This is a genomic window from Cyclobacterium sp. 10D3-21 (assembly GCF_055809755.1).
In genome coordinates this window covers 861,344-876,206 of sequence record NZ_CM147924.1, presented here as the reverse complement: position 1 = coordinate 876,206, position 14,863 = coordinate 861,344, and the positions used below count along the sequence as shown (strand labels likewise).

Sequence of the window (14,863 nt, the reverse complement as noted above, 5' to 3'; positions counted from 1 at the left end):
TTTTAACTGAATTAATCCAAAGAATTTAGTAGCAGAATGAGAATAAATGAAATAAATAGGCTTAATTACTCCCTTTTCATCACTTCTTTTAAAATTAAATTAACATGGGAAGCAATTAGATAACTTCATACTTAAAAATTAAATTTTTGATTTCAAATTACTCACTGTAATTTAGAGAAATTTTTAAAGTAATGTTTTATGAGCCAGGTAGAAAAAACCAGTTATTCTAAGGAAGAACTTCAGGAATTTGAATTGCTTATTAATGAAAAACTGACAATCGCAAAAGATGAATTATTGCAGTTAAAACGGTCACTCAGCAAACAAAATGACAGTGGGACTGAAAACACAGCCTCTACTTCAAAACTGTTAGAAGATGGGGCAGACACGCTGGAAAGAGAAAACCTAAGTCAGTTGGCCGCTAGACAGCAGAAATTCATTATTAATTTGGAAAATGCCTTAAGGAGAATAAAAAATGGCACGTATGGAGTCTGTGTGGATACTGGTAAACTTATCAGCAAGGAGAGATTACGCGCTGTTCCCCACACCATGCACAGTATTGAAGCAAAGCTAGGTAAAAAATAATAGTGGATTATTTACCGCGCCATATTGAAGCCCTTGTATTTTGTTCCGCAGATCCTTTGGCCATAGAGGAAATTCAAAAGTGTCTTGCAGAAATGTTTGAGACTGAAATCCCTATGGCTCATCTGGAGGAAGCCTTGGATGTGCTGACAAAAAAATACGAATCTGAGGAATACTCTTTCAGTCTGGAAAAAATAGCCGGGGGCTACCAATTTTTAACCAAGCCTGCTTACCTGAGCAGTGTAGCAATCTTACAAAAACACCAGTCCCAAAAACGACTTTCCAATGCCCAATTGGAAACCCTTGCAATAATTGCCTACCGCCAACCGATAACAAAATCGGAAATGGAGCAAATCAGAGGGGTTAATTGTGATTACTCAGTGCAGAAACTCCTCGAAAAATCTTTGGTTGCCATCAAAGGTAAATCTGAAGGACTGGGAAGACCGATACTTTATGGTACCAGTCCAAAGTTTATGGAATATTTTGGCATCAACGACCTCAATGAGCTCCCACAACCAAAAGATTTTAAAGCAGAAGACAACGAAATAGGAAATCAAACCGATTGATTTTGAATTTCTATGTTATTTATCACATAAATAACACTAAATTTGCACCCGCTTTAAAAAAGGTCCACATGCCTTATAATTAAGCATTTACATAAGATTATTTAAAATACAGCAGAGATGCTGCAGACTATGAAAAAATTCAACAATAAAACTGGGGATTCTTCCAAAAAATCATGGGGAGACAAAAGAGAGCCAGGAAAACGAACTTCCTATTCGAAAAAAAAGGATCCCACAGATAAAACGCCTGAAGAAAAAAGCGAATACAAAGGCAGAGGACGTAACCAAAAACCCATTTTTGGAAAGGCTGAAGACAAGGACAGAGCTAAAAAACCTTTTAAAAAGCCATTTTCACCCCTTAAGGTTGGAAAAAACAAAGCAGAAGCACAGCCTGTATACAACCTAAAAACTATCCAAAAAACGTCTCAAACGGATTCGGATGAAATTAGACTTAACAAATTCATTGCCAATGCAGGCATTTGTTCCCGAAGAGATGCTGATAAACTCATTGAAAAAGGAGAAATTTCTGTAAATGGGAAAGTAGTAAAGGAAATGGGGTATAAAGTACTCCGTAAGGATCGGGTTGAATACAAGGGTAAATCTATCCGTCCTGAAAAGCCCGTTTATATATTACTTAACAAGCCAAAGGATTTTATCACCACAACTGATGATCCGTTTGAGCGGAAAACGGTCATGCACTTGGTTGAAAATGCTTGTGAAGAGCGTCTTTTCCCAGTAGGAAGATTGGACAGAAACACCACAGGTTTATTGCTTTTCACCAATGATGGAGAACTTTCAGCTAAACTCACTCACCCTTCTTATGAGATCAAGAAAATCTATCAGGTAACCCTGGACAAACCCATCGCAAAAAATGATGTTGATGCTATACTGGAAGGTGTAACGCTGGAAGATGGCCTCACTGAGGTAGATGACCTTCAAGTCCTTTCCAAAGACAGGATGATTTTAGGTATCGAAATCCATTCAGGAAAAAACAGAATCGTTCGAAGAATTTTCGCTCATTTTGGATACGATGTAAATGCATTGGACAGGGTAACTTTTGCGGGATTAAGCAAAAAAGACATCCCCAGAGGAAATTACCGTTTCTTAGATGAGAAAGAGGTAATTAACCTCAAATTTTTAAACAAAAGAAAAAGCAAAAAGCGACCTATATAGGTCGCTTTTTTTTGTTTCTAGCACGGATTTGGCTATATTATTTAAAAAATAAATCCTAACAATATGAAAGCCACCTGGAAAGGAAAAATCCTCGCAGAGTCTGACGAGACCATTTTTTTGGAGAACAATCATTATTTTCCAAATGAATCATTAAATAGAGAATTTTTCGAAATATCTCAAACTACTTCCGATTGCCCATGGAAGGGAAGGGCCAATTATTTTCACATTCGAATTGGTGAAGACACCAATCGGGATGCGGCCTGGCATTACCCGGCACCCAAGGAAGCGGCTAAAGAAATAAAGGACTATGTCGCTTTTTGGAAAGGGATAAAGATTTCAGAATAGACAGCTATGAAGAAGTACGATGCTGTCATCATTGGTGCTGGGCAATCGGGTATGCCTTTGGCAAAAAAAATTAGCGCAAAAGGTTTGACTGTGGCCTTGATTGAAAAAAGGAAAATAGGAGGAACCTGTATCAACGATGGTTGTTCACCTACCAAAACCATGGTTGCCTCTGCTAGGGTTGCACATCTTGTAGGCAGAGCCGGGGATTATGGTGTAAATGTCAAGGAATTCTCGATAGACCAGAAAACCATCAAGGCACGCAAAGACCACATTGTCAATACTTTTCGAGGTGGAGCAATAAAAAGCCTTAAAAAAGCAGAAAATATCGACATTATTCTTGGGAAGGCTTCCTTTAAAAGCGCAAACAGCATTATTGTTTCAAGAGAGGATCAAAATGACCTGGAGATTCAAGGAGCTAAATTATTTATCAACACTGGCTCTTCCCCATTCATTCCTGAGATTGAGGGCTTAAAAGAAACCCCATATCTTACCAGCACCAGCATTATGGAGCTTGAAGAGACACCTAAACACCTTATTATACTGGGTGGTGGCTATATAGGGCTTGAATTTGGTCAGATGTTTAGCAGGTTTGGCAGTGAGGTTACCATCATTGATAAGGCTACAAGACTGGTTCCGAAAGAGGATAAAGATGTTTGTGAAGAAATATCTAAGCTCTTTGCCGCAGATAAAATCAGTACCCATTTGAATGCCTCGGTCACAAAAGTTGGTTTCGAAAACAAGCAATTTAAAGTTTACCTTGAAGGTAAATCAGGGTCAGAAATTGTTGAAGGAAGTCATCTTCTAGTGGCTACAGGCAGGAAACCCAACAGCAAACACTTAGGTCTTGAAGAATTAGGCGTTCATTTAACAAAAAAAGGCCATGTGATTGTAAACGCAACTTTTGAAACCAGTATTCCAAATATCTATGCCCTTGGAGATGTAGCCGGTTCACCACCATTTACCCATATGGCATATAATGATGCACACATTGCCTTTAGGAGCATTTATGAAGGGGATAAAGAAATATCATCAAAGGACAGGCTGCTTCCCTACTGTGTATTTATCGATCCACAGCTGGCAAGAATAGGACTCAATGAAAAAGAGGCAATTGAGAAAGGCATCTCCTATAAGGTAGGTAAATTTTATATGAAGCATGCCGGCAGGGCGCTGGAAACGGATGAAACGAATGGTTTTTTTAAGGTTATTGTCGATCCGGAGAGTAAGCAGATCTTAGGTGCTACCATTTTAAGTTTAGATGGAGGAGAGGTGATGGCGGTACTTCAGATGGCCATGGTCGGTAAGGTTACTTATGATCAAATACAATATCTGCCTATTGCGCATCCTACATTGGCAGAAAGTTTGAATAATTTAATGATGCAAATTGAGTAAATCTACATTTACAACTAACTGTTTTGATGGTGGTTACGATAGTAAATCCCTCTTCAAGGGGGCTAGGGAAAGAAGATTTTCAGAAACCCCAAAGGGGTGCCAAGATTATAGCAAAATGGTACCTGAAAAATACATAAATCCCGTGGGGATGGTATTATAAAATTAGCCAATCCAGCAAAAAATTCAATAAAATAAGTTGCAGGTATAATTTTACCCTCTGATGGCTTTAACCCACATTGCAGCTTTTGGTCGTTAAATTAGAAATTTCAGTTTATTTTCTGTTTTTAATCTGCAAATTATTCGTACCCCCCTACGATCAAATTTTTTTACGCTCTCCACGGGACCTTCATTTGGTTTGTAGTACACAGAGGGTATTGGATTTGGGATCTAAAGATCAGTACTTTACGGGATGTATTTCAAGTTCTCTTTACGAAAACACCCCCAATCAGGAAAGCTATGCGGTTACTACCGTCTGGTGGAGAGTTACCGTAATGCGGACAACAGGATATGCCACCGTACCATTCTGAATGTAGGATTCATTGAGGACACCACCCCAGAGCAGCTCAATAAGATCCAGAAGCACCTTACCGATAAATATGAGCAAAAGACATCTCTATTTGATCAGGAAGAAGATCCTGAGGTCAAACGATATGTTGAAGATTTTTGGCAGCGTATCCTATTATCAAAAAAGCTGGACATCAAGTCAGCAGAGAAACTGTCGCGCATGGTCAACATGGACACACTTCAGCACAGCAATGCAAGGGAGATCGGAGCGGAGAACATAGCTTATCAGACATGGGAGAAGCTGAACCTAACGCCGTTGCTGCTTTCGGTCGGCTTCAGCCCCGAACAGGCCAAGCTTGCGGCCACACAGGTTGTAAGCCGTGCGGTATACCCGGCCTCAGAGCTGAAAACCGTGCGCTGGATAAAGGAAAACTCTGCGGTGTGCGAACTTACCGGGTACGAGGCAGACAAAGTGACAAAAGACAGGCTTTACAAAAGTGCCCTTGACTTGTACAAGGCCAAGGATTCAATCGAAAAGCACCTGTCCAGACGTACCAACGAGCTGTTTGACCTGGAGGATAAGATCATTCTTTACGACCTGACCAACACCTATTTTGAGGGAGAAAAGCGGAACAGCCAACTCGCAAAATTCGGAAGGAGCAAGGAAAAGAGAAACGACGCAAAGCTCATTGTGCTCGCCCTGGTGGTCAACGTGGAAGGCTTCATAAAATATTCCTCCATTCTGGAAGGAAACATTGCCGACTGCAATACCCTATCGGCAATGATCGAGAAACTCGCGTCCCATACCTGCCGTGGTCCTGCAGTAGTGGTACTTGATGCCGGCATCGCCACAGAGGAAAACCTCAGACTTATCGAAAGTAAAGGGTACCGATATCTCTGTGTAAGCCGTACCCGGCTGAAAGATTACAGCTATGTTCCCGGAAGGCTTACCACCTTGCTGGATACAAAATCAAAGCAGACCATCAGACTCAGATCAGTCAATACAGAAAAAAACACCGATTATTACCTTGAGGTCAAAAGCCCTTCCAAGGAAAAAAAAGAGGAAGGGATGAAGCTCCAGTTTGAAAATAGGTTTGAGCAGGAACTCCAAAAGATACACAACGCACTGCACAGCAAGGGAGGAACCAAGAAAGCTGACAAAGTCCACCAGCGTATAGGCAGGGCCAAAGAAAAATACCCGTCTGTCCAGCGTTATTATGACATTACCGTAAGCAGTGATGCGAAAACAGGTCTGGCCACAGAAATCACATGGAAAAAAGACCCGGACAGGCATCAGGAAAAAAATGAAAGCCTGGGCGTCTATTTTCTCCGGACCAACCTGAATGTACAGGAAGAGTATGTGGTCTGGAATATTTATAATACCATCAGAGAGATAGAAAACGCATTCCGTACCCTGAAAACCGACCTGGACCTAAGGCCTATCTACCACAAAAACGACGACGCCACCATGGCACACCTCCATCTGGGGATATTGGCTTACTGGCTGGTCAATACGGTAAGGCATCAGTTAAAACACAATGGCATAAAAAACTGCTGGGGAGAAATTGTCAGAATAGGCAATACCCAGAAGGTAATCACTACTTCGGGGACCAACACATACAACAAAACCATCACCACCCGAAAATGCACAGCACCCAACAAAAATCTAAAGCAGATCTACGATATCCTCCAAACCAAATACCAGCCATTTACCAAACGAAAATCCGTAGTACACAAAACGGAAATCGAAAAAATTGAAAGACCTGAAAAACAGATACTTCTGAGCGGTTAGCTGCAATGTGGGTTAATGCTGTCACCCCTTTGGGGTTTTGAATTTGATGCGATTTTTAAATCTATAATCCTGTCATCCCTTTGGGATTCGGTTTTGTAAATTTGTGTTAGTACTACCTATGAATAAAATTTAAAACGGTAAACTTTTTTCAGGACGGGTCAATTTTATACTGTAAACCTATACCAGTATATAAATAATAATATGTACTTAAATTTTAGGACGAGTCAGGATGTTTACGAAAGAATCCCCCTTTGTCCCCCTTTGAAGAAAAGGGGGGGGGGGTTGTGCTTTCAGGACTTACGAGCGCGTACCTGATCTTACATTTCCTCAGCCCGTTACAATTTCAATAATTCAGCAATAAAGTCATTTTGCCGAAACTCCCCCTTGACAATGGGGAGTAGAGCTTGTCCCGACAGAGTCATGAGGGATTTACCTCTTAAAAAACATTCTTTAGTTCAATAAATATTTTTGGAGAGGTAATGGTTTTTGAATTTTCTTTCAGGGTCGTACTTTTTGGTTAATTCCAGAAAATCAGGGTATTTTTCATACTGCTGTTGTATAGCCATGGGATGCATGGTGAAAAGTTTTCCCCAATGGGGTTTTCCATTGAAGGCAGCCAGGATTCCCTCAATTTTGGGGAGCAATTCCATTACCTCCTTGGTATGTGGCTTCCACGTAAAATGGATGGCTACACTGTCTTGGTGATAACAAGGGCTCATCCAAAAATCATCCGCAGCAATGCTCCTAATCTCAGAAATAAATAAATGTGGCGCAATCTGCTCGTTAAGTTTTTCAAGGGCAAGGATAGCCTCCACGGCATTTTTTTGGGGAATAAAAAATTCGGATTGCAGTTCGTCTCCTGCACTCGGATTAAATCCCATTTTAAAATGAGGCAATCGATCGTACCAGGGACCGGGCACGCCCATCTGTTCTGAACAGCTTTCAGCAGAATGAGCCAGGAAAGGGTGGATGTTTTTAGTAGCTGCTCTTGCGCCATAAAAATCAGCCTCCATTTGGAGAGGAGCACCGTCTACTTTCTGCTTGACCCACACTTCACTTACCTTCTTATCTCTCCAGTCTGTAAACAGGCTAACACTGTATCCGCTGGACATTATGGCATCAAAATGCAATTCCAAACTTTCTAGTGGAAGGTTTAAAAAGACATTTTGCTGAACGGAAAAGGTTTCCTGTACCTCAAGGGTTAATTTAGTAATGACGCCAAAGGCACCAAGACCTACAACCACGGCATAAAAATCAGGATGCGATTTGTCCAATTGCTTAAGCTCACCATTGGGCATGACCAACTCAATGGCTGTTACCGCCGTGGCCAGGTTCCCATTTTCAACACCCGATCCGTGGGTAGCTGTGGCACAAGCTCCCGCCACAGTAATATGAGGCAAGGAAGCCAGGTTATGCAAAGCGAAACCTTGTGCGTGTAATTTTTGACTAAAATCACCGTAGCGCACGCCTGCTTCTACCGTCAAAGTCTTTTTGTCCTTATCCAATCCAAGGACTTTGTTTAAATGCCTTGTGGAAATCTGATTTTTAGAACTGTCTGCAATATCATTGAAGCAATGTTTTGAACCCATAGCTTTTTGTTGACCCAGTTGCTTAACCAACTCCTGAATTTCGGCTACAGTGCCAGGCTCATATACGTTTTCGGCCTTGAAAGTATAATTCCCTGCCCAGTTTTTTCTCTTCGAACCTATCTCCTCACTTTCCTCCATAATTTCATTTATTTTTAAGTGGAACAAGACAAATCGGAAGCCAGCATTCCTCCATTCCTTTCCGGGTTTGAAGTTTTAACAAACCCCTTCCTTATCATTGCAAACCTTGAATATACCCGATATCCCCAATAGTATACCCATCAGGAGGGAAAACGCATTCCTTCCTTACTGATTTATAGCGTATCAATTGAAAGCAATATCTTATAACTTCTCCGGCTTAAAACCCACAAAAACCATCTCATCTTCTGAGGGACTGTTGTCGGGATGGTTAAGAGATAGGTACAGTTTGCCATTGTGGGTAAAATACATCCAATTATATATTGTATTAACCGGCAGGTCAATCTCCCCTACTTTCTCAAAGTTGCTGTTGATGATGATTACCGAAGGCAACTTATTGTCCCAGTTTCGTCGCTGCCCATCTGCCCCGATATAGTCCACTCCACGATAAGCCATACGGTAGAGCAATTTATTTTCTTCATCATAGGCAATTTCTCTATAAGAATTTGAAGTAATGTAGAATTCTTCATGTAGATCCGAAGTCGATTTTGGTCCCTCCATTGGAAGTACGTCACCAAAATACTTACTTCCGCCTTCACTTTCTATCATTTCACCCTTTCTCAAGTCGTAGATCAATAGGTTATTATAAAAAGAACTACTGAGAATCAGGTAACGGTTCTCCATCAATAGATGGGAACCATGGCAAAAATGGGAACCGTGAATATATTTGTCAAAATGGGAAGGTAACTTAAACACATGGTTGATTGAACCCTCGTTAATGGTTGATGCTTTTAAAAACATGGTTCCTGACCATATTCCAGGACTATTGAAATCGGAATCCACTCTGGTGAATAAGAAGGCATCCTGATTAATTCTGTCGAAAACTATGGGTTGATTTGTATAATAAATTTGAACGAAAGGTTTATCCTTTCTCTCTACTTCATCTGTTTTAATGATGCTTTTAATACTTCCATTAAAATCAGTTAAATACAAACGAATCCTATAAGTGCCAGCAATAAGTAAGGTAGAATCTGAAATTACTTCGAAAGCCTTAAGTTGCCCTACGCCATTTGGCCCCTCCACCTGAAAACTAACCTTAAAGTTTTTCCCCAAGCCAGAAAGTGCATAACACTCTAATTCATTGGTATTTTCATTTACCACACCTAAATAAGGGGCCTTATTGATTCGAAAACTCCTAATATAATTACTGTATACATTTGACCGGTAACCGATAGGAATGGCTATGGTGTCGGTAGGAACCAAAGTCATTTTTTGCTCAAATTCCCGGGGTGTTGGGTTTAAAATAGTATTGTTTTCACATGAAGCAAAGGTAGCTATCAAAATAGAAAAATAAATAATTTTTTTTATCATCTTATTATCTGATAAACCCATAGACATATTGTAAAATGTCTATGGGTGTCAAAGGAAAGGATTAGTTTGTTTGATTAGCAGATTTTCGGATCAGAAATGTAACAGGAACCTGATCCAGTACAGCAATCACGGCCACTGAACCAATTATATTCACTCCCCGTTTCACTTTGGGCTTGGGCGGTATTGCTCAAACTTGCCAAAGTAAGTGAGGGAAAAACATCTCCCTTGTCAAACTCCAATCCAACCATTACATTTAGCGTGAGCATCAGCCCAAACGCTCCGGCTGCAGTCCATCGCAGCCATTTGCTTGTTTTTAATACACTTTTCATAATAATTAATATTTAAAATGGTACATTATTTATACATATCAAATATATATGTTCTTTTCTGTAATAAATAGGCCAAAACAACCCATTATAAGTGATTATTAGACACAATCGGACATTTAATTAATTAATCTTTTCAGTAATCCATTTAAATAGCTTAAAATCAATTAAATCCACCCCACTTCATAACTTCACCGGCCTAAACCCCACAAAAACCATCTGGTCTTCTGAGGGACTGTTGTCGGGATGGTTGAGGGAGAGGTACAGTTTGCCATTGTGGGTAAAATACATGCGGGTGTATAGGGTGTTTTTAGGCAGATCCAATTCCCCTACTTTTTCAAAATCGCTGTTTAAGATAACTACTGAAGGCAGTTTATTGTCCCAGTTTCGTCGCTGACTATCTGGGCCGGTATAATCTACCCCTTGATAAGCGATCCTGTAAAGCAGTTTATTCTCCTCATCATAGGCCAGTTCCCGGTAGGAGTTTGAAGGAACATAAAAGCTCTCGCTCTTTCCACTCTCAGCATGTTCCCAGGGCAGGGCATCTCCAAAGTGCCTGCTTCCTGCTTCCTTTTCAATCAACTCTTCTTTTTCCAAATCATGGATTAAAATATTGTTGTAAAATGGAAGGGCAAAAATCAAAAAACGATCCTCTATCAGTAAATGAGAACTGTGACTAAAATAGGCACCATGTACATAATTGTAGAAGTGGGTGGGTAACTCAAACACATGTGTGGCCGATTCATCGTCCATATTTGGAATTTTTAAAAACATGGTTCCTGACCATTTTCCAGGAGCATTGTAATCGGTATCTGCTCCAGTAAATACATACAAATCACCATTTATCTTATTGTTCACCAATGGCTTAAATGTAGAATAGCCCTGGACAAAAGGAGATCCTTTTCGCTCAACAATATTTGTTTTTAAAGTTTTATGAAGATTCCCCTTAAAATCAGTAACAAATAGACGAATCCTATAGGTACTTCCTACTATAAGCGTAGAATCAGAAATCACTTCAAAAGCCTTTAATTTTCCAATGCCATTTGGACCTTCAGTTTTGAAATGAATTTTAAAATCGTTTGTAGAATCAACGAGCCCATAAAATTCCAGTTCATTTGTGTTTTCATTTACTACCCCTAGGTATTCATTCCCATTTATCTCAACCTCTTTAATGCATCTGCTGTAAACATCGGATTTAGCACCTATGGAAAATACCAGTGTATCTGTTGGAATCAGGGTCAATGATTCGTTAAAATCTCTAGGCATTGGATCAAGCTCATTGGCCTCCTTGCAGGAGATTATAAATACCAGCAACCAAACATATAAAAGAAGACTTTTGATCATAATCGTTTCAATTAAATCTGTATACAGGCTTTAGCCTACTTTACCTTATAACTCCTCCGGCTTAAATCCCACAAAGACCATCTTGTCTTCTGAGGGGCTGTTGTCGGGATGGTTGAGTGAGAGATACAGTTTGCCATTGTGGGTAAAATACATGCGGGTATATATGGTATTTTTAGGCAGATCCAATTCTCCTACCTTTTCAAAATCGCTGTTAATCATGATTACTGAAGGAGGTTTATTGTCCCAATTTCTCTGCTGCCCATCTGGGCCGATATAGTCCACACCCTGGTAAGCGATCCTGTAAAGTAATTTATTTTCTTCATCATACACCAGCTCCCGGTAGGAGTTGGAGGTGACATAAAATTCTTCGTCTCTACCCATATCTGGATTGTCCCAAGGGAGTGCATCTCCAAAGTGCTTGCTTCCGGCTTTCCTTTCGATAAGAGTTTCTTTTTCCAAATCATAGACCAATATATTGTTGTAAAAAGGAATCCCAAAAACCAAGTGACGATCATCTACCAACACATGCGAACTATGGCTAAAATAACCACTATAAACATACTTATTGAATCGAGAAGGTAGTTCAAACATATGTGTGATCGATTCATCATCCCTATTATGAATTTTTAAGAACATGGTTCCAGACCATATTCCAGGGCTAAAATAATCAGTATCAACTCTTGTGAACACATAAAAATCATCCATGTCTTTATGATATACCAAAGGGCTTTGTGTATAATACATCTGCACGAATGGCTTGCCATTTCTTGATGTATCATGTGTTTCTATTGTCTTTTTAAGATTCCCTTCAAAGTCAGTTACGTAAAGCCGTATTCTATAGGAACTGGCTATAAATAGGGTACTGTCAGAAATTACCTCAAAAGCCTTAAGTTGCCCTACAGCATTAGGCCCATCCAAATGGAAACGCACTTTAAAGTCTTTTCCCTTATCAGAAAGTGCATAAAATTCCAAATCATTGGTATTTACATTTACTACCCCTAGATAAGGGACATTGCCTATGTTGCAGGTTTTTACATACCTGCTGTATACATCTGATCGGTACCCAATAGGAATTGTTAAGGTATCGGTAGGAACCAAAGTCATTTTTTGGTCAAATTCACGGGGTGTTGGATCAAGTTCTTTGACTTCTTTGCAGGAAGCCGAAAGACACAGCAGGAGGACACAAATCAGTATATTTTTCATCTTCAAATTTTATTTCCGGCTATTAGGAATTACAGGACTTAAACCTTTGGTTCTTAACCCATATCTAACATTAAATTTTCAATCCGTTTTAAAACTAAAAAATTAAATTCAATAAAAAAAAACCAAATAGTTTATGTTTATTTTTTCATTTTATGAAAAATAGAACCGATTTCTAACTTTAGCCTAAAAACAAAAATACCAGTGAGGAAATAGTATGTTATTCCTGTATTAATCCCCCAGCCCTCCGTAGTGGCAAAAGTAGTTGTGGATTGAGAATTTTATTGCTTGATGCCCGGCGGCTGAGCGGAGTCGAAGCCATAGGCCAACGTGTCCGTTATACCTACTCCTTCCGCTCAGGAACCTGTTACCAGCCCGATTAATTGATTATTTATAATTTGGATTATCTAAGCTATATAATCTTCACAACTCCAAAATAACTGAAGAAGCCTGACAGGCTTCAACAACAATAACCACGGGTGGAACCCGTGGACAGCAATATTTTATCAATACGCCAACCCCGGAGTGGGTTGAACATGCCCTGATTATAGTTTGTTCAACACCTTCAGTGTTGAGAATAGGGTAGGTATTTCCTTTCCGTGGGTTGCCACCCACGGCTAATCGGGATGGGTGGGCGGTATTCTACCGCCGTCCCCCCCACACCACCAGGCATACGCTTTAACGTACCATGGCGGTTTCTTCTAACGGTTAACCCTTCTGTACAGCGACCAAAGACCTAAGACCAATGTTTGCGAACCATGCCAGGCCCATGCCCTTTCGTACATATGGTAGGTTGGCCATAGGCCACCAACCATAGAATCTCACGGCGTTCCACGATTGACCCTCTGCTAATCCAAGAGACCTTAGAAAACGGTAGGTTGCGTATTTCCGCCCGTGTTGTTTTAGCGCATAACATCTGAGTCGGTTGCGTATCCATCCGTCCATTTCTCTTAATGAACTCAGCCATGTGTTGCATTTACGGTAGTAGATTGCCCAGCCTTGGATGATCAGGTTAAGTTCTTTTATAAGCCTCTTAAGCGGTATCGCCCGATTGCGCTTTGTAACTTCCCTGATCTTTACCTTGAACCTCAAGATACTTTTATCCGCTATCCGGATTTTGCCATCTCCCATGATCGTATGACCCAAGAATTTGACTTTATCACATCTGCGGACTCCGCTTTTCTCTAGGTTCACTTTTAGCTTGAGCTTCTTTTCGATATAGGTCGTGATGGATTCCAGCACTCTGTGGGCCGATCTTTCACTTCCCACAAAGATATTACAGTCGTCCGCATATCGTACAAAGCTCAGACCCCTTACTTCTAGCTCCTTATCCAGCTCGTCTAAAACTATGTTGGACAGCAGCGGCGATAGTGGGCCTCCTTGTGGCGTTCCCGCTATTCGTTGTGTCTCCACCCCGCCTTGCATGAGTCCGGCACGAAGGAATTGGTGGATTAACTTCAATAGTTTCTTGTCCGAGATACTATTCCTGAGCCGATTCATTAATCGGTCATGGTTGATTTCATCGAAGAAACTTTTCAAGTCTATGTCCACTACCCATATCTTGCCTTCCTTTACACATTCGCTCGCACGCTCTATTGCCTGATGGGCTGAACGGCCCGGACGAAAGCCATAGCTGTTTTCACTGAAGAAGGGGTCGAATACCATTTGCAGTTCTGTCTGTATACTTTGCTGTACTAACCGGTCTGCTACGGTCGGTATACCCAATAAGCGTGTACCACCGTTCGGTTTCTCTATCTCTACTCCCCTTACCGCATTTGGCTCATAGGTTACAGCCTTGAGTTGGATTTGTAGTCGTTTAATATTCGCTAATAACTCACGCTCGTATTCTCCAACCGTTGTTCCATCTATCCCGGCTGTCCCATTGTTGCTTTTCACTCTTCGGAATGCTTGGAGTAACTGCAACTGATCTGATATTTTGTCTACTGTGTTGCTGGTCAAGGTTCGCTGTTCTTCCAGTCGAGAAATTAACGCTATCTTCTGCTCTTTCCGAGAGGTTCCTCCTCTCTTCTTGGTCACAGAATCCTGTTCTTTGGCAAACAGATCTCCCTGTATGCCATGTTTGCATTCTTTCGATAGTTTGTTCTTTTTACTCACTTTAAGTTCACTTCCTTGTTTAGAAAATTCAGGCCTTCTCCTGACTTTTATCGTCAGGATACTATGCCCTCTGCTGACTTCTGTTGACTTGGATTCCTTCAGCACTCGCACGTACCTCCGGCAATTGCCCTAGTCACAGACCTCCCGGGGTAAGACTTTCTACTTTCATCCGATGCGGCTGAATTTACCAATAGATCCTTTGTCTGACTATTGGGATTAGACGCTGCAAAGTGCGCTTCCCCAAATCTATTGGCCTACTATTCAGTTTCTGTTCGTCCACATCTGGAGTTTGCCGCCGCCTTCCTTCAGATTTCCGGTCGCCCGGAACACCCTTGGCTTTAGCTATGGGGTTCCCGTCAGAGGGCCCCCTAGGGACTTGCTCTCTCCGTTGAGATTGCTCACCCTTGAGTAGAATGCCATGCCCGGCACACTTATTGT

12 protein-coding genes are annotated in these 14,863 nt (G+C 40.9%); 6 read left to right on the top strand and 6 right to left on the bottom strand.

Features of this window, described 5'->3' with window-relative positions; genetic code table 11:
- Positions 1-198 precede the first annotated feature (198 nt).
- From AC0L7T_RS03720 to AC0L7T_RS03695, 6 genes are all read left to right on the top strand, one after another.
- Positions 199-582 (top strand): TraR/DksA family transcriptional regulator, encoded by a 384-nt coding sequence (locus AC0L7T_RS03720; RefSeq protein WP_473341123.1) that lies wholly within the window; start codon positions 199-201, stop codon positions 580-582.
- Between the two features lie 2 nt (positions 583-584).
- The gene (gene scpB, locus AC0L7T_RS03715) at positions 585-1,145 is read left to right on the top strand and encodes an SMC-Scp complex subunit ScpB (protein WP_473341122.1); all 561 of its coding nucleotides are present in this window, start codon (positions 585-587) and stop codon (positions 1,143-1,145) included.
- Between the two features lie 117 nt (positions 1,146-1,262).
- On the top strand, positions 1,263-2,315 hold the full coding sequence (locus tag AC0L7T_RS03710) for a pseudouridine synthase (protein WP_473341121.1): 1,053 nt from the start codon (positions 1,263-1,265) through the stop codon (positions 2,313-2,315).
- A gap of 63 nt (positions 2,316-2,378) precedes the next feature.
- On the top strand, positions 2,379-2,660 hold the full coding sequence (locus AC0L7T_RS03705) for a DUF427 domain-containing protein (RefSeq protein WP_473341120.1): 282 nt from the start codon (positions 2,379-2,381) through the stop codon (positions 2,658-2,660).
- 6 nt (positions 2,661-2,666) lie between these two features.
- On the top strand, positions 2,667-4,049 hold the full coding sequence (locus AC0L7T_RS03700) for a mercuric reductase (RefSeq protein ID WP_473341119.1): 1,383 nt from the start codon (positions 2,667-2,669) through the stop codon (positions 4,047-4,049).
- 409 nt (positions 4,050-4,458) lie between these two features.
- Positions 4,459-6,345 carry an IS1634 family transposase gene (locus AC0L7T_RS03695; protein ID WP_473340023.1) on the top strand — a complete coding sequence of 629 codons (1,887 nt, stop codon included), beginning with the start codon at positions 4,459-4,461 and terminating at the stop codon, positions 6,343-6,345.
- Between the two features lie 455 nt (positions 6,346-6,800).
- Here AC0L7T_RS03695 and AC0L7T_RS03690 read toward each other — a convergent pair whose 3' ends face one another.
- The 6 genes from AC0L7T_RS03690 to ltrA form a co-directional block, all read right to left on the bottom strand.
- Positions 6,801-8,072, bottom strand: a complete 1,272-nt coding sequence (locus AC0L7T_RS03690) for a D-arabinono-1,4-lactone oxidase (RefSeq protein ID WP_473341118.1) — start codon at positions 8,070-8,072, stop codon at positions 6,801-6,803.
- 201 nt (positions 8,073-8,273) lie between these two features.
- Complete coding sequence (locus tag AC0L7T_RS03685) at positions 8,274-9,440, bottom strand: DUF4221 family protein (protein WP_473341117.1); 1,167 nt, start codon at positions 9,438-9,440, stop codon at positions 8,274-8,276.
- 74 nt (positions 9,441-9,514) lie between these two features.
- On the bottom strand, positions 9,515-9,769 hold the full coding sequence (locus AC0L7T_RS03680) for a hypothetical protein (protein WP_473341116.1): 255 nt from the start codon (positions 9,767-9,769) through the stop codon (positions 9,515-9,517).
- Between the two features lie 180 nt (positions 9,770-9,949).
- Positions 9,950-11,110 (bottom strand): DUF4221 family protein, encoded by a 1,161-nt coding sequence (locus AC0L7T_RS03675; protein WP_473341115.1) that lies wholly within the window; start codon positions 11,108-11,110, stop codon positions 9,950-9,952.
- Positions 11,111-11,155: 45 nt separating this feature from the next.
- Positions 11,156-12,313, bottom strand: a complete 1,158-nt coding sequence (locus tag AC0L7T_RS03670) for a DUF4221 family protein (RefSeq protein ID WP_473341114.1) — start codon at positions 12,311-12,313, stop codon at positions 11,156-11,158.
- 705 nt (positions 12,314-13,018) lie between these two features.
- Positions 13,019-14,530: a group II intron reverse transcriptase/maturase gene (gene ltrA / locus AC0L7T_RS03665; protein WP_473341113.1), complete on the bottom strand. Its 1,512-nt coding sequence runs from the start codon at positions 14,528-14,530 to the stop codon at positions 13,019-13,021.
- Between the last annotated feature and the right edge of the window lie 333 nt (positions 14,531-14,863).